Annotated in this window: 13 protein-coding genes and 1 pseudogene; 9 read left to right on the top strand and 5 right to left on the bottom strand. The window is 53.3% G+C overall.

Translation table 11 applies throughout. The features are described from left to right. Positions 1–193 precede the first annotated feature (193 nt). The 7 genes from BN3795_RS04960 to BN3795_RS04930 all read left to right on the top strand — a co-directional run bounded on the left by BN3795_RS04960 (position 194) and on the right by BN3795_RS04930 (position 10238). Entirely contained in the window at positions 194–2425 is a 2232-nt protein-coding gene (locus BN3795_RS04960) for a helix-turn-helix domain-containing protein (protein WP_068783603.1), read from the top strand. Between the two features lie 35 nt (positions 2426–2460). Further along, positions 2461–4071 carry an extracellular solute-binding protein gene (locus tag BN3795_RS04955; RefSeq protein WP_068783602.1) on the top strand — a complete coding sequence of 537 codons (1611 nt, stop codon included), beginning with the start codon at positions 2461–2463 and terminating at the stop codon, positions 4069–4071. 245 nt (positions 4072–4316) lie between these two features. Further along, on the top strand, positions 4317–5264 hold the full coding sequence (locus BN3795_RS04950; protein WP_068783601.1) for an ABC transporter permease: 948 nt from the start codon (positions 4317–4319) through the stop codon (positions 5262–5264). Between the two features lie 17 nt (positions 5265–5281). Next, complete coding sequence (locus BN3795_RS04945; protein ID WP_068783600.1) at positions 5282–6154, top strand: carbohydrate ABC transporter permease; 873 nt, start codon at positions 5282–5284, stop codon at positions 6152–6154. A 122-nt stretch (positions 6155–6276) separates the two neighbouring features. Then, a complete protein-coding gene (locus BN3795_RS04940; RefSeq protein WP_068783599.1) occupies positions 6277–7899 on the top strand; it encodes an extracellular solute-binding protein in 1623 nt (540 codons plus the stop codon). An 84-nt stretch (positions 7900–7983) separates the two neighbouring features. Next, positions 7984–9135, top strand: coding sequence for a Gfo/Idh/MocA family protein (locus BN3795_RS04935; protein ID WP_068783598.1), 1152 nt, complete (start codon positions 7984–7986; stop codon positions 9133–9135). 20 nt (positions 9136–9155) lie between these two features. Continuing rightward, positions 9156–10238 carry a Gfo/Idh/MocA family protein gene (locus tag BN3795_RS04930; RefSeq protein WP_068783660.1) on the top strand — a complete coding sequence of 361 codons (1083 nt, stop codon included), beginning with the start codon at positions 9156–9158 and terminating at the stop codon, positions 10236–10238. Between the two features lie 105 nt (positions 10239–10343). On the opposite strand, the pseudogene BN3795_RS04925 reads toward BN3795_RS04930, so the two are convergent. From BN3795_RS04925 to BN3795_RS04910, 4 genes and pseudogenes are all read right to left on the bottom strand, one after another. After that, a pseudogene (locus tag BN3795_RS04925) lies at positions 10344–11911 on the bottom strand (IS1182 family transposase). A 140-nt stretch (positions 11912–12051) separates the two neighbouring features. Continuing rightward, on the bottom strand, positions 12052–12630 hold the full coding sequence (locus tag BN3795_RS04920) for a TetR/AcrR family transcriptional regulator (protein WP_068783597.1): 579 nt from the start codon (positions 12628–12630) through the stop codon (positions 12052–12054). 295 nt (positions 12631–12925) lie between these two features. Continuing rightward, positions 12926–14038, bottom strand: coding sequence for an NADH:flavin oxidoreductase (locus BN3795_RS04915; RefSeq protein ID WP_068783596.1), 1113 nt, complete (start codon positions 14036–14038; stop codon positions 12926–12928). 96 nt (positions 14039–14134) lie between these two features. Next, a complete protein-coding gene (locus BN3795_RS04910) occupies positions 14135–14464 on the bottom strand; it encodes an ArsR/SmtB family transcription factor (RefSeq protein WP_068783595.1) in 330 nt (109 codons plus the stop codon). Between the two features lie 442 nt (positions 14465–14906). On the opposite strand from BN3795_RS04910, the gene BN3795_RS04905 reads away from it, so the two are divergent. Both BN3795_RS04905 and BN3795_RS04900 read left to right on the top strand, forming a co-directional pair. Further along, positions 14907–15788, top strand: a complete 882-nt coding sequence (locus BN3795_RS04905; protein WP_068783594.1) for a putative RNA methyltransferase — start codon at positions 14907–14909, stop codon at positions 15786–15788. 65 nt (positions 15789–15853) lie between these two features. Then, positions 15854–16537, top strand: coding sequence for a DUF554 domain-containing protein (locus tag BN3795_RS04900; RefSeq protein ID WP_068783593.1), 684 nt, complete (start codon positions 15854–15856; stop codon positions 16535–16537). A gap of 124 nt (positions 16538–16661) precedes the next feature. On the opposite strand, the gene BN3795_RS04895 is transcribed toward BN3795_RS04900, so the two are convergent. Continuing rightward, complete coding sequence (locus tag BN3795_RS04895) at positions 16662–23084, bottom strand: polysaccharide lyase family 8 super-sandwich domain-containing protein (protein ID WP_068783592.1); 6423 nt, start codon at positions 23082–23084, stop codon at positions 16662–16664. Positions 23085–23339: the final 255 nt, after the last annotated feature.

The raw sequence follows: 23339 nt of genomic DNA, 5'->3' as shown, positions 1-23339 counted from the left end.
CTTCGAGGAAGTCAAACCAATGTATACGGTCAAAGAAATCGCACCTACTGTCGCTCTCCAACCGGCAAAGAGTGGCGGGGCGTTTCAATAGTTTAAAACTTAAATAAAAAAAGAGAGTCCTGAATAAATTGTGAATTAACAACGGGTAAGGGATCTCTTATAATGAATGAAACGTTTTGGGAGAGTTGGTTAGATGAGAATGAACTGGTATTACCGTACGATTCTTTCCTATGCTCCGATTCTCTTCGTCATTATTTCCTCGATGATCTTCATGATTTTCCTGGCCTTGAACAACGCTTCCGAGAAGAAATACCTGGAGACCAACAAAGCGATCCTCGACCGAATCGTCTTTAACGCGGATGCGAACCTGATGCTGATCGAGCGTAATGTCGTCAGCAAATTATTGATGGACAGCGAGATCCAGGAGTTTTTCTCGAACGGGCGCAAGGAAGCATTGGATGACTTTCTCCTGCAGAAGAAGCTCATCGAATTGAGTTTGGCCCTGCCCTTCTCCAACACCCTCTATATTTACAATGATTCGGAGCAGCGGATTATCTCGGACTTGGGTTCGTATTCGCTGGGGGCGTTTGGCGATGCGGAATTCCTATCCGCCAATTACGGCAGGAAGGAATCCGCAGGTTGGTTCAACCCGCGTTCCTTCGCCTATTTGCCCCGGGGGGAGGATGCGCAGCAGGTCGTGTCCCTGGTGAAGTTCTCTTATACCGGAGACGACATGCGCGGGGCGCTTGTGGTGAACGTGTATCAACGCTCATTCCTGGAGTATCTCAACTCCTTAAGTGAAAGCGGTTACAACCGGGTTCGACTGATTGATGCTGCTTCGGAGGAAGCTCTCTCGGGTTCGGCAGATTCAGCAGCAACAACGATGGATACCCTTCGAGTTCAATCCGATTATACCGGCTGGACTTATGTCTCCGAGGGGGTGAATGACCAGAGATACAACTGGCTGTCGCTCTTTTCCAACGTCTGGATGGTCATTTGGGTGGTCTTGATCGTATTGGCCCTGGCCGGGTTTACGATCGTGACCCACATTCATTACAAGCCGATTCAATCCATTATGGAGAAGGTGAGCCAGTTCTCGAACCGGAAAAGCGAGGAGCTCGGCATTAAAGGAGCGAACAACGAGTTTACATTCATCGAGAGGGCGCTGGACCATCTGCTGAAGCGTTCGCTGGATTACGAGCACCTGCATAAGGAGGATAGTTTGCTGCGGCAGCAGCGGCTGTTTTACGATTTGCTGGCGGGGCATCTCGTCCTGACGGATGAAGAATTTCAGCAGCGGCTGTCCGAGTTGAATCTATCTGCCCCCTATGACCGCTTAGGCGTGATGGTGGCGGAACTGGACCGATATGGCTCATTTACGGACAAATATAAGGTCAAAGATCAGCATTTGCTTAAATTTATCATCGAAAGCGCCTTTCGCGATATAGGGCAAAGCCATCATTCCTTCGTATGGCACGCTTGGATGGAGCCGCACCGCATTGCCTTCGTCGTGCATCATACCGCGTCTGATCCGAGCAGCAACCAACCGGCTGCGGTCTATGCCGAGGAATTCAAGAGGTGGATTCATCAGCATTTGGAGCTGACGATCTCCATTGGAATCGGCGCGGATTCGAAATCGGTTGAGACCCTTGCCGACTCCTATCGGAACGCGTACGAGAACGTGGAGCTCAAAACCATCTTCGGCACGCATTCCCTCATCGACAACCGGAGAAGTGCCGGTATTCTCAACCTGGATCGATACGCGTATCTGCAAGCTCTGGATTATGCCGTCCAGTCCTTCCGCATGAACGACAGCGAATGGCGGGAGAAGCTCACGCAGATCTTCGGCGAACTCGGTAAAATGCGGTTTCGCAAGCGGGATATGGCGGAGTTTGCCCAGGCGTTCATCAAACGGATGGATCAGGCCGTGCTGGCCTTGTCCGCTTCGGTTCAGAGCCGCTGGAAGAACGACGATCTGAACCGCTTTGCAAGCTTGACGGAAACGACGGAAACGCTGGATGAATTCCAGGAACAGTTCATGAGCCAAATGAATCAGTTCGAGGCTTGCGTGGAAGAAGACCGCCAAGCTCGAAGGCACCACAGTCTGGCGATGCAGGCTAAGCACTATATCGATGCGCATTTTGCCGACCCCGGGCTGTCGCTTGTCCAAGTCAGTGACTACCTGAACCTGCAGCCCAGCGCGCTGAGTGTGATTTTCAAAGAGGAGATGGGAGAGAAGTTTGTGGATTACGTGTTAAAGGTTCGGATGCAGCACGCCAAGCAGCTCTTGCTGGAGACTGAGGCTTCGATTCAATCGGTGGCTGAGCATATCGGATACCAGAACGTGAACTCCTTCTATCGCGCCTTCAAGAAATTTCAGGATATTCCGCCGGGAGAGTACCGCAATAGGTACCGAACCATTTAGAGCATTGCTACTCAATCAGGGGAGGAGGGTTCGTTATGCCGCTTCGGAGAGCGTGGTTATTCCAACTGACAATCATCGTTTCATTGGGAATATTAGTGGCGGGCTGCAGCGGTATCGAGGGGATGGAGAGACCGGGCATGGGAACAGACCCGATCCGTTCTCTTGAGGTTGACGCGTTTGCATCAGGGGACGATAGCTGGGATACGCTGAGAATCGAATTGTTCGAGCGGAGCAACAAGCCGACGGGCGCACCGACCATTACCGATAATGTCATGACGCAGTACATTCAGGAGCATTTTGGAGATCCGGAGCGAATCAAGATCGAATTCGTAACCATTCCCCGCGCGGAGGAAGTCAGGCGCTTGCAGGTGCTGATGGCTGCAAATCAGGCGCCCGATATCGTGTTCACCTACGACCTGCCTACGGTCTACGACTTTTATCTGCAAGGGAAACTTACCGATCTGTCGCCTTTACTGGAACAACACGGCTCCGGGTTAAAGCAGCTGTTGGGGGAGGAAATCCTCAGCTATGGCCGGATTCAGGGAACTCAGTTTGCGATTCCGGCCAAACGGGTGCTGACCGCGCGAAGCACCACCTTAATCCGCGAGGATTGGCTCCGGGAAGCCGGATTGCCGTTGCCGGAGACGACGGAGGACTTCTACCGGGCGCTTCGCGCGATGAAGGAGAATCGGCTGCAGAAGAGCGGGGAGACCATCTACCCTTACGGTCATATCGATGATTATCATACCGCTCCCCTGCGGTACTCGTTCTGGGATTGGAATCAGATCACGAAGGAGGATTTATACGCCGAACCCGGCTGGACGATGCCCGGCAACAAGGAGGCGTTCCGGTTTCTGAATCGCCTGTATCATGAGGGCTTGATCGATCCCGACTTCCATTTGGACCGGTTCGCCCAGCAATTCCAGAAGGACCTGGTTAAGGGCCGCGTAGGAGCTGCGACTCCGAATACGAATGAGCCGGTGTATATGGGCTACTTGACTGAGCTGCTAAGGAACGATCCGGGCGCCATCCTGACGCCGATCGATCCCTTCACGAACGCCAACGGGAAGAAGACCAAGCCGATTCTGGAAAGTACGGGGATGTACATCATGGTGCCGAAAACGAGCAACAATGCCGAGGCCGCCGTCAAATACTTGAATTGGATGGCGCAGCCGGAGAACATCATCACGCTGCAGAACGGCGTGGAGGGGGTGACGTACCGGATGGAGGAAGGGGTGCCGGTTACCCTGGAGAACGAGGAAGCAGACCGCCTGTTGTTTAATTATTTTGACTATTGCCTTATTTTGAATGGAAAATATGTGAGCAGCAGCGACGATCGCTTGAACCTGAAAGCCAACGCGTCCAATGCGAAATTTGAGGAGTTCACCCGCAAGAGCGTAGAGTACGGGATGAACGACGGTATCGAGCCGCCCCGGATCCCTGCGATCCTTCCTTCCGAAATTCGATATTCCGCCTTTTTGGGCGAGAAGAATGAGGAGATCTTCGTGAAGGTGATTACGGCGGATCCGGCGGAATTTGATGCTGTATACGATGAGGAAGTTGCGGAGTACTTAATGATGGGCGGCCAGCAGGTCCGGGAGGAGAGGCATCAAGCTTATCAACAGCAGACTAGCGATCTGGAGTAAAGCGGCGTCTGTCTACGAAGCCAACGCGTCCCGCGAGGGGGAATCCCTTCGCGGGGCGTTTTTTTTGCGTGGTGCGGCCTATTCGGAACCTCGACAAAATAAAGGGTAGGCGTATAAAAAAGGTGAACCGACCGCTTCCAAAAGAGAAGAAGCGCCCAAAAAAGGAGAATATCGCGGCATCCGCCCGCTGTTGTATAGTAAGCAGCAACCAAGCCATGGACTTACCAACCGAAAGGAGGATGCCGATGCAAACCGAATTGAACCGGGCGAGATCGTGGCTCCCCGTCAAGCGGCGGAATGGCATGGCCGCCTTTAAGCGGCAATGGCCGTTGTATCTGCTGATGCTCTTGCCGATGACGTTCTTTATCGTATTTAAGTACATTCCTATGGCGGGGGTTGCGGTTGCATTTAAGGACTACAACATTTTCAAGGGGGTCTGGGCCAGCGAGTGGGTCGGATGGGATGTATTTCGGGAGATTTTCGGGATGCCGCAGTTCTATAAGGCGCTGCGCAACACCCTGATGCTGAATGTTATCGCTCTGCTGACCTTCCCGATTCCCATTATCCTGGCGATCATGCTGAACGAACTGCGCGTCAAGTGGTACAAACGGTTAAGCCAAACTTTGCTGTATTTGCCTCATTTCATCTCCTGGGTCATTGTCGGGGGGATGGTCATTCAATTGTTGTCCACCAATACGGGCAGTATCAACGAGTTGATCAAGAGTCTCGGAGGTCGACCGATTCCGTTCCTTGAAGACACGGTGTTGTGGGTTCTGACTTATACAGGAGCCGGGGTGTGGCACTACGCGGGCTGGGGAACGATCTTATATTTGGCAGCGCTTACAGGTATCAATAAGGAGTTATATGAAGCCGCTGAGGTGGATGGGGCCAGCCGAATGCGAAGAATCTGGCATATCACGCTCCCCGGGATCAAGCCGACCATCATTGTTTTGTTTATTATCCAAATCGGCCATATGGCGGACATTAGCTTTGAGCAACCGTACGCCCTGCAGAACGGTTACGTAATGGACGTTGCTCAGGTCATCAGCACCTATGTGTATACGGTGGGGATTCAGTCTGCGCAGTTCGCGCTGGCTACCGCCGTCGGATTGTTCCAGTCGGTCATCGGGCTGATCCTGCTGCTCACGGCCGAACTCATTTCCAGAAAAGTGAACCAGCAAGGAATCTTCTAGACAAGGAGGGAACTCGCGTGATCCGAAATCCGGTTGATAAAGTGATCGATGCCATCGTGATCGTGCTCATCGGGCTCTTCGCATTATTTTGCGTCGTGCCGATGGTCCATATTTTCGCCTTATCCTTCAGCGGCAACCGGGCCATTATGTCGGGAGAGGTGTTCCTGTGGCCGGTCGACTGGAACTTCCATGCGTATTCCTCGGTATTCGGGGACATTTCCATGATGCGTTCCCTGGGATTGACGGTCGTCCTGGTCGTCGTCTATACGGCGGTCGCCTTGGTCATGACCATTATGGCGGCTTATGCCTTAAGCCGCAGAAACTTCCGAGGTCGAAACGTAATGTTTGGCGTGATCGTGGTGACGATGTTTTTTAACCCCGGGATTATCCCCAATTACATGCTCATCAAAGAACTGGGCTTGCTTAATTCGCCGCTGTCGCTCATTTTGCCCTTGATGATTAATGCATTCCTGCTGATCATTATGCGGACCTCCTTCTCCGGTGTGCCTCACGAACTGGAGGACTCGGCGTGGATGGACGGCTGCGGCCATTTCCGGTTTCTGCTTCAGGTTGTCCTGCCGCTCCAGTTGCCGATTCTCGCCACCATCGGGTTATATTCGGCCGTGGATCGCTGGAATATGTTTCAGGACGCTTTGTTCTACATCAACGATAAGAACCTGTACCCGCTCCAGCTCAAGCTTTACCAGATGGTGATTAACAGCCAGGTGAACGATGCCACGGCGCAGGAAGGCTTTAACGCCGCAACCCCGATTCCCCAGGGTATTCAGTCCGCCAGCATCATGTTTGCCACTGTGCCGATCTTGCTGGTTTACCCTTGGCTGCAGAAGTATTTCATCTCGGGGATGCTGCAAGGGGCGGTTAAAGGGTAGCCCGGCAATAAAGGCCGCATGAATTCGATAGCTGCTCTTCGGCGATCCTCGCCAACGTTTTAGGCGGCTGCGCCGAAGGTCACTATATACACCACAACCAAAATGAAAAGGGAGGCAACACCATGCGCAAACCAATTCGCTCCTCGATGTTCGCCCTGGTGGCATTGGTCATGGCCGCCAGCTTGGCTTTGGCTGGCTGCGGCGGCGGGGGGAACAACGGCAAATCCGGCGGCGAAGGGAATGGCGGCGGGAACACCGCGGCCACGAACACTTCCAAGGAATCCGAACCGAAGGGGGAACGGATCACGTTAAAAGTGGAGCTGTTCGACCGAAACAATACGCCGGCGGGAGAGCCGCCCATTACGGACAACTTCATGACCCAGTTTATTCAGAAAAATTTCGGCGACCCGAACAACATCGACGTCGAATTCGTCACGGTGCCGCGCGCTGAAGAGGTGGATAAGCTGAATGTCCTTATGGCCTCGGGCTCCGCTCCCGACATTGTGTTCACGTACAACAAACCCACCGTACAGAACTATGTGAAAAGCGGAGGATTGACCGACCTGGGGCCGCTCCTGGATCAGTATGGGCCCAATCTGAAGAAGGTGCTGGAGCCCTCCCTGCCTTACGGCGTTTTTGACGGGAAGCAGTATACTCTTCCTGCGCTGCGCGTGATCCAAGCCCAGACCACTACCTTTATTCGCAAGGACTGGCTGGATCAACTCCATCTTCCGCTGCCGCAAACGACCGAGGAATTCGTGAATGCCATGCGCGCCTTTAAAGAGAAGGATCCCGGCAAGACGGGAGGCAAAGTCGTTCCTTACAGCTATATTGACGTCTTTCATATGATGCCTTTGGTCAACTCCTTCTGGAAATGGGACGAAATTACGGATAAAAATTTGTACTCGGTTCCCCGCTGGCTGCAGCCGGGAAGCAAAGAAGGCTACCGGCTGCTGAATCAGATGTACAACGAAGGGCTGATTGATCCGGATTTTGCGCTCAGCGATGACTTTAGCCAAGCTTTCGCTCAGCAGGTCGTGAACAGTATTGCCGGGGCGGGTACGCCGAACACCAATGAACCGGTATATAACGGTTACTACGCCAACCTGAAGGCGAACAATCCGGATGCGGTGCTGGAGGCGATCGATCCGTTCTCTACACCTGACGGGAAGCATCCGAAGCCGGTCTATGATCCGACGGGGGCTTACATTATGATCCCGGCGACGAGCAAGAATGCGGAGGCGGCTGTGAAATATTTGAACTGGATGGCCGACCCGAGCAATATTTTGGTACTGCAAAACGGGGAGGAAGGCGTATCGTACGAGATGAGCGAAGACGGGCTGCCTTTGCTGCTGAATACGCCGGAGGCTCAGAACCTGCTGTATAACTACTACGATTACTGCATTATTTTGAACGGGAAATACATCTCGACGGAAGATCCGAACAAGAACATTGCGGCGAATGCCTTTGACCCCGACTTTAAGGATTTCACCGTCAACAGCATTCAAGTCGGAACCAATGATGGCTATACCTTGCCGCGTGTGGATATTGCGGTGGATGCCGAGATCAAGTACGCCAAAATCCTGGAGGATTTCGAGAAAGAGATGTTGGCCAAGATCGTTACGGCCAAACCGGATCAATTCGACAAGGTCTATGACCAGAAGGTCGAGGAATATATGTCGATGGGCGGCAAGGCGGTCATTGAAGGAAAACAGGCCGCTTATGACGAGTTTTACAAGAAGTAATCCGTAACCGATCGGGCCTTCCGGGGAATGTTCGCTTTCGCTGGAGAGGCCCGATTCACATCCGAGTCCAGGGAGGGAACCGATTTGATACAGGTAGCAGTGATCGGCGCCGGTGCAATATCCCCGGCCCATATTCAAGCGTACTTGCAGTTTCCGGAGCAGTGCCGGATCGTGGCGATTTGCGATATTTACCCGGAGAAGGCGCAGCAAAAAGCGGATCAATTTCAATTAAATGCGGATATTTACGCCGACTATACGGAATTGCTCCAGCGAAGCGACATTGACCTGGTATCGGTGTGCACGCCGCCGTATACCCATGCAGACACGGCGGTGGCTTTCCTGAACGCCGGCAAGCATGTCCTTGTCGAGAAGCCGATGGCTTCCTCGCTGGAGGAATGCGATCGGATGAATGAAGCGGCGGAGCGCAGTGGGAAAATCTTATCCGTCGTGGCGCAAAACCGGTTCACCACCCCCATGATGAAGCTGAAGCGGGTATTGGACACGCAGCTGATGGGGCCGATTGTGCACACGCAAGTCGACTCGTACTGGTGGAGAGGCCATAGTTATTATGATCTGTGGTGGCGAGGAACCTGGGAGAAGGAGGGCGGCGGCTGCACGCTGAACCATGCGGTGCACCATATCGATATTTTCCAATGGATGAACGGCATGCCGGCCGAGATCACCGCGGTGATGAGCAACACTTCCCACGACAATGCCGAGGTGGAGGATCTCTCCATCGCCATCGCCAGATACGATAACGGAGCCCTAGCCCAACTCACCAGCTCCGTCGTGCATCATGGCCAGGAGCAGCAGCTGATCTTTCAAGGGAAGCATGCACGGGTGTCTGCACCTTGGAAAGTGGCCGCCTCGACTTCGATGCCAAACGGGTTCCCCCAGCGGGATGTCGAGCGGGAGGCCCGGATCCAGCAGGCCTACGACGAGCAGCCTGAGCTTCCGCATGAAGGTCATCGCGGTCAGATTCAGGACGTCCTGCAAGCGATTGAACGGGGCGTGCCCGTTCTGGTGGACGGCATTCAAGGCCGAAGAACGCTGGAGCTGATTACGGCGATTTATCAGTCGGCCAGCACAAGGCAGCCGGTGAAGCTGCCGCTGGGCCCGGAGAGTCCTTTTTATACGCAGCAGGGGATATTGCAGAACGCAACTTATTTCTATGAGAAGAAGACCAGCGTGGAGAACTTCAGCGACAACATCATCACCTCGGGAGGCAACAGTTGAGAGGGAAAGGGGCAAACGCCATGACGAAGAAGCAGGATGGCATGAATTACGCGCCGAAAGGAAAACCGAACCCGGTAGTCGGAGAGGGGGAATTCCGGTTTGCGGCGATTGGTTTGGACCACGGGCATATTTACGGGATGTGCAACGGGTTGATCGAGGCCGGAGCTGAACTGGCTGCGGTTTATGACCCGGATCCGGAGAAGGTAAAGCGATTCATAGAAGCCTTCCCGCAGGCGAAAGCGGCGGCATTCGAGGAGGAGATATTCAGAGATCCGCAGATCAAGCTGATTGCCGCGGCTTGTATCCCTTCCGATCGATGTGCGTTGGGACTTCGGGCGATGGAGCACGGCAAGCATTATTTTGCGGATAAGCCGGCCTTCACCACGTTGGAGCAGGTTGATCGGGCGCGCCGGAAAACGGAGGAGACCGGGCTCAAATGGGGAATTTATTACGGGGAACGCCTGCATGTGGAGAGCGCCGTATTCGCCGGTCAACTGATCGAAGAAGGCGCGATAGGCCGGGTCGTACAGGTGATCGGCACAGGCCCGCATCGCGCCAATCCCCAGAGCCGACCGGATTGGTTCTTCGACCCCGACTGTTACGGCGGGATCTTATGTGATATCGGTTCCCACCAGATCGAGCAATTCCTGCATTATGCTGGCGCCAAGGAGGCGAAAGTACTGCACAGCAAGGTCGCCAATTACAAATTCAAGGATTACCCTAAGTTCGAGGATTTCGGCGATGCGACCCTGGTTGCGGATAACGGGGCGACCTTCTACTTCCGGGTGGATTGGCTGACTCCCGACGGGCTCGGCACCTGGGGCGACGGCCGAACCCTCATCTTAGGGACGGATGGATATATCGAAATTCGCAAGTACATCGACATTGGCCGGGAACCCTCCGGGAATCATCTTTATTTGGTCAATCACGAAGGCGAATTCCACTATGATTGCTCTGGTAAAGTGGGTTACCCTTATTTCGGCGAATTGATTTTGGATATTCTGAACGGGACGGAAACCGCGATGACGCAGGAGCATGCTTTTAGAGCGGCGGCATTGTGCATCGAAGCCCAGGTACAAGCGCTGCGGATCGAGACGGCTTGATCCGATTTCCCTAGCGACCCGAATAACGAAAGAGGGTGTCCCAAAAGTAAACTCTGGGACACCCTCAGCAGCCAAATTGGATGGGATTCATAAAAAACCAAGGAGCTAGGCGGTCTGTTCTCGCTTAGCTCCTTGGTTTTTGGCGTCCACCGCTGCTTTCTTGAGCAGATTGTGGGCAAGGGAAAGCCACCCCACCTCCAGACTTACTTTGGGTAAGCCTCGAAGCAGGAACCTTTTAAAGCCTCGGTTGTTCTTTACATGGCCAAACACAGGCTCCGGCTCGATCATGCGCCTTACGGCTAGGGCATGACCTTCTTCACTGCGGAGCTTTTGCCTGGCCTGGTTCTTTAGCCGCCAATACTTCATACTCACCTTGATCTCGCGATCACCTTGGGCTTGGGTACACTGCGGTTTTAGCGGACAACCCTCACAGCCGGCGCTTCGGTAATGTCGGTATTCGATTTCATACCCGCTTTCCGTTTTCTCCTTACTCCCTCTTCGGAAATGGAGCGTTTGTCCGGCCGCACATGTCCATGTATCTTGTTCACTGTTATAGGTCCAGTTGTCGATCTTGCTGATGTCTTTTTGCCAGGCCTTGCTCTTTTCGCGGTGATACGTGTTGTACTTCACCATGGCTTCGACTTCATTTCGCTCCAAGTAGTCGTAATTTTCTTCACCGCCATAGCCTGCATCGGCGATGACTTTTTTTGGCAGCTTGCCGAACTGCGATTTTATCTTCTCAAAATGCGGGATGAGGCAGCGCGTATCGGTTGGCCGCTGGTGCAAACTGTAACCGATAATGAATTGATTTTCAGTGCCAATCTGAACATTATAGGCTGGCTTTAGCTGGCCGTTTCGCATGTGGTCTTCTTTCATCCGCATAAACGTGGCGTCCGGGTCTGTTTTACTGTAGCTGTTTCTCGTGCCTAAAATCGCTTCCTGCGTCTCATACTTCTGAAGGCGAGGAAGCAAGTCTTTGCGGAGCGTGCGCATCGCCTTCTTGAGCGGCTTGTCCTTTGGTTTCTCCTGCAGACGCTCCTCTAATTGTTTGACGGCTTGCTCCAGCTTTTCACCGGTGAGGGCAGAGGACTCGCCCAGTTCAAGAAGATCCTGGCCCCCGTGAGCACGTTCTTCTTGTTTCTCAGCTTCCTCAATGGCGGCGAACAAGGTTTGGACTTTTTCTTGGAGCTTGGCTTTATGCTTCACTACCGCCTTCCCCCATACAAACGTATATCGGTTGGCATTCGCTTCGATCTTCGTGCCGTCCAAAAATAATGCTCAAGCTGCACGTAGTTTTCCTCGGCCAGAAACTGAAGAACGGCGGTAAACACCGTCTCCAGTACGTTTTTCATTCGCTCTGAACGAAACCGGTTGATGGTGCGGAAATCCGGCTTTTGCCTGGCCGCGATCCACATGAACATGATGTTTTCACGGATCGCTTTGGCGATCTGGCGAGAGGAGTAGATACGCTGCGTGTAGGCGTAAATGATGACTTTGGTGAGCATTTTAGGGTGGTAGCTGTCTCGTCCGCCTCCAGGGTAAGCTGCGTCGAAGATGGCTTCGTCGAGACGATTAACGGCGGCGTTGACCACACGAACGAGGTGATTGGCGGGGATATCTTCTTCTAAATCCATTGGTAAGCAGAGTTGATCCATGGTATATTGAATGTACAAAGAAACCGTCTCCTTTTGGTTTATGGTTGGGTGGTACCTCCATTTTACCAAAGAGTGGTTTCTTTTTGTTTGACGAAATGAAAAAGAGGGTCGCCCCTAGTCATCTATGATGACTTTTGGGACACCCTCGATCCTTCCTCTTAGTGGTCGAGCATGGCCATCGAGACGTCCGCGATCCGATGAAGTTTCTTCTTATCGGCGGATGCACGTCTTAGGACGCGGATGCCAATCATGGTCGTGTGCAGGCTTGATGCAAGCAGGCCGGGTTCCTGATTTGCCGAGATTTCCCCCGATTGCTGCCCCTGTTGGATAAGCTCTCTCAGCAATTGCTCTTCCTTGCCAAATCCCTCGTTCGTTAATTCGTTTACGGCGGGATCCCTGTAAGCCAACTCGGTTGCCGAGTTCACAAAGAAACAGCCGATCGGCTGCTCGCCGTTGGTTTCGATCAGATAGTCAAAGATCAGGCGGATGGATTCCTTTGCCGTACGGCCGCGCTGCGCTTCAGCCTTAAGGGTAGCGTCTGTAAGCTTCGCATACCGCTCCATCGTTTTGATAAACAGCGTGTGCTTGTCCCCGAACGTGTCGTATAAGCTCCGGCGGTGAATTCCCATATGCTCCACCAGGTCCTGAAGCGAGGTCTTCTCGTACCCTTGTTCCCAGAATAGGCGCATTGCCTTCAGGAGGACTTCATTTTCCTCGAATTCCTTACTGCGTGCCATAAACGTGTCACCCCTTCCACCCCCCTATTTTATCATATGAGAACGAACGGTAAAAGAAGTTCGAAAATGGAGGCGGCGGATGAATGCATGAGCGCAATTTCATCGCGAACTCCTGCTGTCGCCCCCTTTGCACCATTATCCCGTTTGATCAGGTAGCAAGATAGAAGATAAACTCGAAAAATGAGGTTGGGGAATGCAGCTCGGTTTGAGTTGAGTCCTACCAACTGAACAAAAGGGATAATCGTCACAAAGTGGCTGTAGAAACACTAGTACAACAGCTCAGCAGTACAACAGCTCAGCTCAGCGTAGCCAAAGCTTCTCTCGTAAACGGCTTTAGTTCATCCACGCGGCCATCGCGGATTTTAGCCGCCCAGGCCGGATCGGTCAGCAGCGCGCGGCCGACGGCAACGAGGTCGAATTCGCCGTGCTCCAGGCGCTCGATCAACTGCTCAATCCCGGTTGTTTCTCCACCTTTGCCGGACTCGAACAAGCTGGTGAACTCGGAGTTCAAGCCAACGGAACCTACGGTGATGGTTGGTTTGCCGGTCAGCTTACGCGTCCAGCCGGCCAGGTTCAGCTCTGAACCCGCGAACTCCGGCTCCCAGAAACGGCGAGTGGAGGCATGGAAAATATCAACGCCGGCAGCGCTTAGCGGAGCCAGGAAGCGTTCCAGCTCCTCGGGCGTAGCGGCCAGTTTGGCGCTGTAGTCGACCGGCTTCCATTGCGAGAAGCGGAAAATGATCGGGAACTCCGGCCCGACCGCGGCCCGGACCGCTTCAATCACTTCAACGGCGAAGCGGGTGCGCCCGACAAGGTCGCCGCCATATTCATCGGTTCGCTTATTGGTGACGTCCCAGAAGAACTGGTCGATCAAATAACCGTGCGCCCCGTGGATTTCGACGGCATCGAAGCCAAGCCGCTTCGCATCGGCGGCAGAATGGGCGTAAGCCTGAACGAGTTGCTGAATCTCCTGCTTCGTCAGCGGTTCGGAGACCGGCTCGCCGGTTAAGCTGAGACCGGATGGACCGATCGGATCGACGTTCGACTCCGGGAAGGTCTCGCGCTGGCGAGCTGTACCGGTGTGCCAGATTTGGGGAGCGATTTTTCCGCCGGCTTCATGCACTTCATTCACGACCTTCTGCCATCCAGCCAGCGCTGCCTCCCCGTAGAAATGCGGCACGTTCCGATCCGCAGGCGCGGCCGGATGGTTGATGACAGTGCCTTCGGTGATAATCAGTCCGACGCCGTTCTCCGCTCTGCGGCGGTAATACCCGGCCACGTTGGGGCCCGGAACACCGTCCGGCGAGAAGGATCGGGTCATGGGGGCCATCACGACCCGATTGGCAAGCTTCAGCCCGCCGCCTTCAAAAGGTTGAAACAGGGAGGCCGCCGTTTTGGAAATGGACATGGGAATCTCTCCTCTTAGCAATTAGTTTTTATACATATATCTAAATATATAGATTAACAAGCGAATAGGCAAGCCAACTGAAAAACTTCCACTTCATTAGGTCTTCGTTTTCAATCTCGCGGCGAATTGCTCCAGGAAGGCGTCGATCCCGGCATCGTTTAACCGATAATACGTATATTGCCCGTAACGTCGGGATTCTAACAACCCGCTTTTCTGCATGGTGGATAAATAAGAGGAAATGACGGATTGCGCTAATCCGGACTTCTCCTGAATGGAACCGACACATACGCTTCCTGGAAATTCCTGCTTGATGACGTCCGGCAGATGGAGCTCCAATTTCTCCGGTTCCCGCAGCCAGCTTAGGATGTTGAGCCGGGTCTCGTTGGAAAGGGCCTTTAACACAGCCAGCATATCTTGGTCTTTCATCGCTTGACCCTCCGTTCTAGGTTTGTTTGTTCCCAGTATATCAAAACTTTCGCCGATGGAGAAAGAGAGGATGCTACAAGCTGCTTGGCGGCACGGTTTGATTTTATTTGGAGTTGGATTATAATGAGGAAGGTATCTCAATGATGAATAAGGTGGGTTAAGTTCAATGGTGCATTACATCAGACTGCGTCTTTCCGCTTTGAACAAGTAATTTTATAAGTTCAAAGGCTCTGTTCGCCGGAACAGGGTAAACGGGATCAGTCTGCCCATTTTTCATAACTCTTCATCGGTAAATTATCTTAACTGATGGAAGGAAGGCGGCCGTGCTGTCTTTCTTTTTTTGCGCCTAATTGGCTTTATTTAGGCATGCCCGGCCGGGCTTCGATGTTCATGGGCTTTTCTTCCCCTTTACGCTGTGCGGCAAAGGAAAGGAAGGGAAAGCATGAATCAACCAGATAACGGCGCAGAACGCGCGAGAAAATATATTTCCATCTTAAAATGTCCGGTATGCGGAGGGCCGTTTCTCCCGATCAACTCGCTCAGCTTGGTTTGCGCTCAAGGACACACCTTTGATCGGGCGAAGCAAGGGTATTTCAATCTGACGACCCGTCCGGCCCAGGGTCATTACGATAAGGAGCTCTTCGCCGCCAGGCGGAGGATCATTACGGGGAGCGGATTATACTCCCCGATGCACGAGACGATCGCGCAAAGGCTGGCGAACTGCGGGGACCCCTCCGTTTCTGGCGGCCTGATGGTCGATATGGGTTGCGGGGAAGGTTCGCATTTGCGAAGTATTTTGCACGGAGTAGGCCGATCAGATGGGTTTGGCCTCGGGATCGACTTGTCCAAAGAAGGCATCCGAATGGCGGCCCGTCGGGATGCGGACGAACTTTGGCTCGTTGCGGATTTGGCCCAAGCGCCGCTTCGGGATCAATCGGCTCAAGGGATCTTAAACCTGCTGTCCCCGGCTAATTATCAGGAGTTTAAACGGATTCTTGCCCCCGAAGGCGTCCTCGTCAAAGTCGTTCCGGGCTCGGATTACTTACGGGAGCTGCGGGAAACGCTGTATGTCGGCAGCCGGAGAAAGGAATATTCCAACGCCAATATCGTTTCTTTGTTCCGCCAACATTTTTCCAGGATGGAAGTGGTGCATTTGAAGTACCGCCAGCGGTTGGAGGCGGAGGAATTGCGTGATTTGGTGCGGATGAGCCCGCTTGCCTGGTCCGCGGAGCCTACGAAAATTGCGGCGTTTACGAACCGGGATCACGCGGAGATCACGGTGGACGTGAACCTGTTGCTGGGCCGAAACGGCCCGCTTGGCTAGACGGCGAATCCGCATTGCGCTATCATTTATGAGACGCAAGATTTTGGACGGATGGGAGCAGGAAGATGATCGGAACGATTGTGAACGCGGCTGCCATATTGGCAGGCAGCGTGCTGGGCAGCATTTTCAAGAAGGGACTGAAGGAAAAATATCAGGCTGCGCTGTTTACCGCCATTGGCTTGGCTGCTGCGCTGCTGGGGATTAATGCCGCAGTCACGCATATGAAGGACAGCTCTTTTCCCGTGTTGTTTATCATCAGCTTGGCGGCGGGGAGTCTGATCGGAACGGCACTGGATATCGACGGGGGCTTTCAAAGATTGGTCGGGCGGTTCTCTGCCTCGAATCTGGGGCAGGGGTTATCCACGGGGATCTTGCTATTTTGTATCGGCACCTTGTCGATCCTGGGACCGATTGAAAGTGCACTTCACGGGGATCACACTTACCTGTATATGAACGCTACGTTGGATCTCGTGACCTCTATGGTGCTGGCTTCCTCGTATGGCCTGGGGATTGCATTAACCGCTGTCGTGCTCTTTCTATGGCAGGGGGCGATTTATCTAAGCGCCGACTACTTGGCGCCTTTTCTGACGGCTCCGCTGCTGACCGAAATCTCGATCGTCGGCGGCGTATTGATTGCAAGCTCGGGCTTATCGATCTTGAAGATCATCGAGGCGAAAACCTTGAATATGCTCCCGGCGTTGTTGGTGCCGGTGGTCTGGTTTTTGCTGAAGGGGTGGTTTGGCTTTTGAGACGAGCCGGTCCTCTCGATTAAACCGCTCTCTGTCACGGAAGCCCGTGGCAATAACTGAAGAAAAGCAGGCACAGCATGAGGAGCAAAATCGTTCCTGCGCTACGCCTGCTTTTATTTATGTTTTATTGTTCCATCATCCGGACCAACAGGGTTACCGCTTCTGCCCGGGTGGCCTTCCCGTTCGGAACGAACTCATTATCGCCGTGGCCGCTCATGATTCCCAGCTTGCGAATCGCCTCAATGGCGCCTTTCGCCCAAATCGGGATGTTCTTATCGTCCGAGAATCCGGTGGTTGCGTTGGCTTCCGCAGTCAGTTTAAGTGCTCTAGCGCTCATCGCTGCCATTTCCGCCCGGGTAATCCGCTCATTCGGCCGGAAGCTGCCGTCCGCGTACCCGCTCACAATGCCTGCTTCAACCGCATTCGCGACAGCTTGCTTCGCCCATCCGCCGATTCTGACTTCATCCGTAAATGCAGCCGCCGCTGTACCTGCTCCTTCCAGATTCAGCGCATTGGCCAGCATGACCGTAAATTCGGCGCGGGTAACGGCGGAATTCGGTTTGAACGTTCCGTCCGGATAGCCGCTGACAAGCTTCATGCCCGCCGCGCTCAGGATGGCGTTCTGCGCCCAATGTCCCGTGATGTCAGTGAACGATGGTACCGGTTCGTAGGGTTCGCCAGTATTGTCCTCCTTCTCGTCCACAGCCATGACCGCAAACTTGGTGAAGTGTTCCACCGTGGCCGTGATTTGATTACCATTCACGATGCCGCCGACTTCAATCCATACTTTCTCTGCTTCGTCATAGTAGAAGATGGCGACTCTTTGATTGTCCCTTACGAGAGACGGATTGAACAGCATCGAGAGGACGATCGGCTTCTTGAAGTTGCCGGTGGTATTTTTCGTTAATTCAAAGATGTTGCTGACGAGCGTTACCTTATCGAATACGAGGTCTGCGGTACTGCGCAGCTTCTCGATCTTGATGCTAAGCTCCTGCTCCGCCGCCCCCGTGTTTATCGTAAGAGTAAGTTCTTGATCAAGGCTGACCACGCCGGCCCGTCCCTTCGGAATAAGAATGCTGCCGTTCGTTGATTCAATGATGGAAGTATCCTTGCTATAACCTGTTTCGCTGCTGCTGACCGGCGTCTCCGGTTGCGGAGGGTTAGGCGTCTCCGGCCGCGAAGCCTTCGGCGTCGCCGTCACGGCATGGGAGAAGTCGCTTTCGCCTCTCGCGTCTGCGGCTTTCACCGCGAACGTATAGCTCCTGCCGTTCGTCAATCCGGTGACGGTATACGTGGCTTCTGTTACGCTGGCCTGGACCCGTTGCCAGTTGTCCGGATTGGCCGGTGCCCCCACGCCTTCATATTGGTATACCGAATAAGTGACGCTTTCCGCCGAAGGGGCCCATCTTAAGGTTACTGATTGGTCGCCGGGCGCCGCCGTTAAATTCACAGGCGGAACCGGAACATTCGTCCCATTCGGAGACGGGATGACTTCGTTCGACGGGGCGGACGAGGCCGATTCCCATGTGCCGTTCCTTGCGATCACCGTGAACGTATACGCTATACCGTTCGTCAATCCAGTCACGGTGATCGGGCTGGCGGAACCTTCCGTCGTCGCGGCAGCTACTCCGTTTGCCCACGCGGTTACCTGATAACCTGTAATCTCGCTTCCGCCGTTATGGATCGGCGGGGCAAAGCTCACTACGGCGGCCCCGTCATAACCGACGGCCTGCACATCGGCAGGGGCGTCCGGGGCGGTAGCAAGAGCTGGAAATACTTTAAATTCCCAGAGGGAGTAGCCGTAGGTGGTTCCTCTTTTCGTGCCATACATCTGAACATATCTTGCATTCACCGGTGCGAAGGAGATCTTGTCGACTCCGCCGTCCCCGGTTGTGGTGTTATAAACGGTCGTCCAATTCTTTGCGTCGTCGGAAACCTGAATTTGGTACTCCTTCCCGTACGCGCTTTCCCAATGCAGATGAACCTCCTGAATAGACTTGCTGGCGCCAAGGTCGACATAGATCCACTGCGGATCGGAGTAGTTAGATCCCCAACGGGTGTTCAGTGAGCCGTCAACCGCATTTTCGGCCTTTACGTCCGCAGCTTTGGACGAGCTTGCCGTTACCGGCTTGCCTTCGGCAAGATTGGGCGGGACCGCTTCGAACACGTTAAATTCTTTAAGTGAGTAACCGTTTCCGGCGCCTTGCTGAACGCCCTGCATGCGGACGTATCTGGCAGTGACCGGGCTGAAAGTGATGTCGTCGATTCCTCCGTTCCCCGTCGAGGTCGAGTAAACCTCCGTCCAGTCGACCGCGTCGTTCGAGACCTGGATTTTGTAACTCTTCCCGTAGGCATTTTCCCAGTTTAACCTAACTTGCTGGATCGAATATTGATTTTGCAAATCCACATAAATCCATTCATGATCCGAATCGTTTGAAATCCAATAGGAAGTTCTGTAAAGATCCGTGGCATTCGAGGCAAAATGGTTGTCTTTGCTCGATGAAGCGACCGCGCCTTTACTGTAAGCGAGATCGAATCCGCTGTCGTCAATGGATTCTCCTTCATTTAGAGTCAGGCTTCGGCCGGTGAACGTATCTTTGCCGAGTCTGAAGCTCGTCGTGGATGTGGTTCCATTTCGGTCCAGCGTCACGTTTACCGTGATCCCCGGTGTTTCGGGATTGGCGACTGAAATACGGGTAGGTGCCGTGGATTCGTCAAGGATCACCATGGCGGGTTGATCAACGGTCACCGTCAAGCCGTCTCTCACCGTCACCGTCCCGGGTTGATAGAACAGCAACTCCGCGATTCCCAGAGATTGGTGCCGAACTGCCTGGACGGATGATGTATTCGAAAGGATGCTTACCGGGTTGTCGCTCGCGTAGTTGCTGACTTCATCTACATTTTTGTCTGGCAATACAATGTACTGGTAGGACGCGTTTGTGGGCTTTACGCCATGATCGAGCCAAATCGAAAAAATCGGTTTGGTCATCGGAGTCGTTGAACTTCCCGAGATGACGTCGCTCCATGCTCCGGTTTTTGTCTCCCGCTGCACTTGAAACTCCGTTGGATTCGGGAAGACATAACCGATGTTATCGTTATAGGCCCAGCGTCCGGTCGTTTGCGTCGTTCCGTCCGCGATCGGATGGCCATCTACGAGAACTTCGCCTACCGCTTGACTTTGGTTCAATGTCGTGTGAATCGGCGCGGCATTCGTCGAAGCGATTCCTGCGCCAAGCGCCACCATTTCATCATCGAAGAAGAAATAACCTTTCTTTCCACTCGTGCTCAACTTGTTGAAATCAAATGCGGTGGCTCCATAACGCTCATTGGTTACCCCGCCTACAAAGGTTCTCGGATTGTTGAAATTGCCGTCTTTCGTGAGTGTGTATGGAGCCGTGGTGCCGGGAACATGGGCCCAATCCATCAACGGGTAAACCGGTCTGTATTCGTCGCCGGTTCTCTGAATGGCGGTAGCTCCTTGAGGCGTCCAATACAGCAGGTTGTAACCGCTGGGATGAATCGTTCTCCATTCGCCGCCTTTAACCGTGCTGGAGGCCATCTTGACTGTAATTCCGTAGCCGGTTCGCATATGGGAGGCGACCAGCGTTTGCCATTGCGTCATATTGTTGGCGTCCAGTCCGTTGCTTGTGTTCGTGCCGATTTCGCGAATGTTTTCAAGAAAACGAGCAAATTCCGCAGCCCGCTTCGGGTTGGCCGTCTGCATCCATTGCATCGGGTCTTCATAGAAGGTCAAAGCCGCGCTCGCGTAATCCGGCCAGTCCGGTCCGTTCATCCCCATGCCCAGATCGGCAACATCGCCCTTCACGAGATACCTTGTGCCGTCCAACAAGTAGGACGATAACGAATCAATCGCCGCCTCGCTGTAGGAGAACACGGTGCCCGAGGTAATGTAGGCCCAGAACGACATATCTCTGGCGAAGCTTCTTCCGTAGCCCGTTGTATAATTCGTCTTGCCATGCATGAAGAAAGACATATCCGACTGGATTCCCGTCACCGTCGTCGTCACATTCGACAGGATGTTGAACGCATCCACGGCGTTCCGAACGATCCGGGCATCCTCCAGCAATAAGCCGCGGTACATATAATTTTGATTGTACCAGGACGAATTCGCCCCATCGACCGTGTGAGGGCTGCTGTCTAACGTATCGATAATATTGGAGACTTGGGTTGCCGTTAAATAACCTTCACAGAGAAGCGCAATTTTCTCCAGCCTTAGCTGTTTGCCGATTCCCGTCTCCCACCAGTTGGTTGAAGTCGGCTTCACTGTGAACCAATAATCCAGGGCCTTTTGAATCCCCTTTAACAGCTCGGGGTTATGATAATAGGGATCACTCGGGTCGGCAAATGCCTGTGCCATCGACTGCATCCGGTCTAAGGCAAGGTAAGGCGACCAGCCTCTCCCGTTGGCAGCGGAAGTTGTGCTCTTGTAATCGACATCTCCCCAGCTTCCATCCGGTTGTTGACTGGATAAGTAAGTGCCTGCCTCGGATTTGAAGGTCCATTCGACCCGACCGTTTGTTCCGTCGTTGATGATGTCTCTAGAGATGTAATAATCAACCATACGCTGTTTCATTATTTTCATATCCGCGATCTCTTGAGGAGTACTAGCCTTGTCAACCATTTGAAAATAGAAGCGATTCGCCTTTTCCGTGTAACCGTCATTTAGCAAAAATGCGAGGTAATACTCGCCCGGCGGAAAATCCTTGAGACTCGGATACTCTTTGCGACCTTCACTTTTGTCTGTCAGTGTTATCGTACCGTCGGGAAGGTCGTTCACATAACTCCATCTCCAGGCGTTGGTTCCTTTTTTCGGCGTTTCGTTTTTGAGGTAAATCCCGATCCAATCTTTTTGGCCTTGCGCTCCCGTGTAATGAATGGTTAACGGCTGCCCGCGTTCTATGACCGTTTGATCCATGCTCAGCGTGCTGCTGTAATCGGGCTTGGGGGTCGATGGCAGATTCAAGTCTGCGTAACTGCGCGGCTGCACCTTGAATTTGGATACCACGGCGCGGTGATCGGATAAATAGGGATCCAATTGGATGTCCGCATAGGATATCGGTCCACCTTTGACCGCCTTTTCTCCGATTAATTTGCTTTCTAGCGTTGTCGCGGGGCCTCCGGCATACACGTAATCAATCCGATCGTATACTTCCGGCGTTCTCCATTCGGTGCCTTCGACGGCCCAAGTGATGCCTGGCGTTGCAACCGGATCAGGATGCAGGGAGCGATAGGAATCCACCATGCCTAATTCCTGGAGTTTCTTCGATACCGGCCATTCCACCACCTTGCCGAAATAGCGGTCTTTCGTCGCCTCCGTCCAATCCAGATGCGAAGGTACATTGAAGTCTCCAGTCAAGAAGACGGGCATTCCTTGCCCGGCGAGCGCAGGAAGCTTGCTGAACGGGTTGCGCATCTCGGTCATATGCTTGAGGTTTTCGTCGGCAAGAACACTCTCGACGGTCTTGCCATCTGCGATGCTGTAAGGACCGTAAGGAGAGGAGGATAAATGCACATTGCTGATCGCTACAGCTCTGCCCGGATCTACTTCAATGAGGTAGTAATCTTTTTCCTTATCGACATCGAGTATCGGATATTTGCTCATGAGACTGACATTTGGGCTTGTCTTCATGCTGACATGATAACCTAACGATGCGGCCGCCTGAGTTACGACCTCATCGTTGGATTCCTGGATGCCGATCACATCTGCATCTGCCGTTCGGATCAAGTTCTCGAGAAATTGGACGACACGATCCTTGCCGTTCTTCTTGATGGCATCCCCCGCCCAAAGGTTCAAGCTCATCACGGTCAGCTCGATTTCCGGTTTCGGGTCGGGGCCCGTCGCCGTCGAATCTACCGTGACTTCAGCCGTCGTCGATTTCCCTTGGAACGTAATGTCGATCACGGCGGTCCCCGCGGATACGGCCTTAATCAGTCCGGTGGAGGTCACCGTGGCCACTTGCGGCAAGCTGCTGACATACTGGATGTCATTGGCCGCTGTTACATCCTCGGTTTCATTTGTACGATACGTGGCTTCAACCTGCAGCTGTGCGCTGTCCTCTTGCGGATTCAGCTTTAACGTCACCGATTCGGGAGTCGCTTTCAACTGCGTGACTTCTTTGTCAACAATCTGAAAGTAGAAGCGGTCGGCGTTTTCCGTATAACCGTCATCGAGTAAATAGGCGAGATAATATTCGCCGGGCGCCAGATCTTTTAAACTTGGATATTCTTTTCGACCCTCGCTGTTGTCCGTAAGGGTTGTCGTTCCGTCAGGCAAGTCACTCACATAAGCCCATTTCCAAGCGTTGGTTCCTTTTTTCGGCGTTTCGTCTTTGCGGTAAAGACCAATCCAATCTTGTGGACCCTGAGCTCCCGTATAATGGATGGTTAACGGCTGTCCGCGTTCTACAACCGTTTGATCCATGTTCACCGTACTGGGTTCCGAAGCGTGCACAACATTCATAGACATACTGCCCCATGTTCCTACCAAAAGGATGAAAGCCATCAACGAGTTCAACAGTTTACTCATGAGTTCCCCCCTTGTGCAGTCAGACATCTCCATCGCTTTGAGGATCTTTGCATTTGGTTAACCATCCACAGGACCTCCTTGGTTTTGGTTGATGACAGCGCTTTCGAAATTGTCTTGTTCTCCTTTCATCGGGACCGGCATCGGATCGGCGGGTCCCGTTATTTGTGTCGTAACCTTACCAAGCCCCTGTTGCAACGGCAATTCCAGCAAACACCAATTTTTCCTGCAAGCGCAGATTTACGAACTTCCCAAAAA

Source organism: Paenibacillus phocaeensis (genome assembly GCF_900021165.1).
GTDB classification, from domain to species: Bacteria; Bacillota; Bacilli; order Paenibacillales; family Paenibacillaceae; genus Fontibacillus; species Fontibacillus phocaensis.
The sequence above is the reverse complement of the archived record's forward strand: the minus strand, read 5'-3'. Positions and strand labels throughout refer to the sequence as shown.

Bases quoted from the DNA above. Each gene is read 5' to 3' on its own strand.
- BN3795_RS04905 (WP_068783594.1), top strand. From the start codon at position 14,907: ATGAATCAACCAGATAACGGCGCAGAACGCGCGAGAAAATATATTTCC.
- BN3795_RS04900 (WP_068783593.1), top strand. From the start codon at position 15,854: ATGATCGGAACGATTGTGAACGCGGCTGCCATATTGGCAGGCAGCGTG.
- BN3795_RS04950 (WP_068783601.1), top strand. From the start codon at position 4,317: ATGCAAACCGAATTGAACCGGGCGAGATCGTGGCTCCCCGTCAAGCGG.
- BN3795_RS04955 (WP_068783602.1), top strand. From the start codon at position 2,461: ATGCCGCTTCGGAGAGCGTGGTTATTCCAACTGACAATCATCGTTTCA.
- BN3795_RS04930 (WP_068783660.1), top strand. From the start codon at position 9,156: ATGACGAAGAAGCAGGATGGCATGAATTACGCGCCGAAAGGAAAACCG.
- BN3795_RS04920 (WP_068783597.1), bottom strand. From the start codon at position 12,630: ATGGCACGCAGTAAGGAATTCGAGGAAAATGAAGTCCTCCTGAAGGCA.
- BN3795_RS04895 (WP_068783592.1), bottom strand. From the start codon at position 23,084: ATGAGTAAACTGTTGAACTCGTTGATGGCTTTCATCCTTTTGGTAGGA.
- BN3795_RS04940 (WP_068783599.1), top strand. From the start codon at position 6,277: ATGCGCAAACCAATTCGCTCCTCGATGTTCGCCCTGGTGGCATTGGTC.
- BN3795_RS04910 (WP_068783595.1), bottom strand. From the start codon at position 14,464: ATGAAAGACCAAGATATGCTGGCTGTGTTAAAGGCCCTTTCCAACGAG.
- BN3795_RS04960 (WP_068783603.1), top strand. From the start codon at position 194: ATGAGAATGAACTGGTATTACCGTACGATTCTTTCCTATGCTCCGATT.
- BN3795_RS04915 (WP_068783596.1), bottom strand. From the start codon at position 14,038: ATGTCCATTTCCAAAACGGCGGCCTCCCTGTTTCAACCTTTTGAAGGC.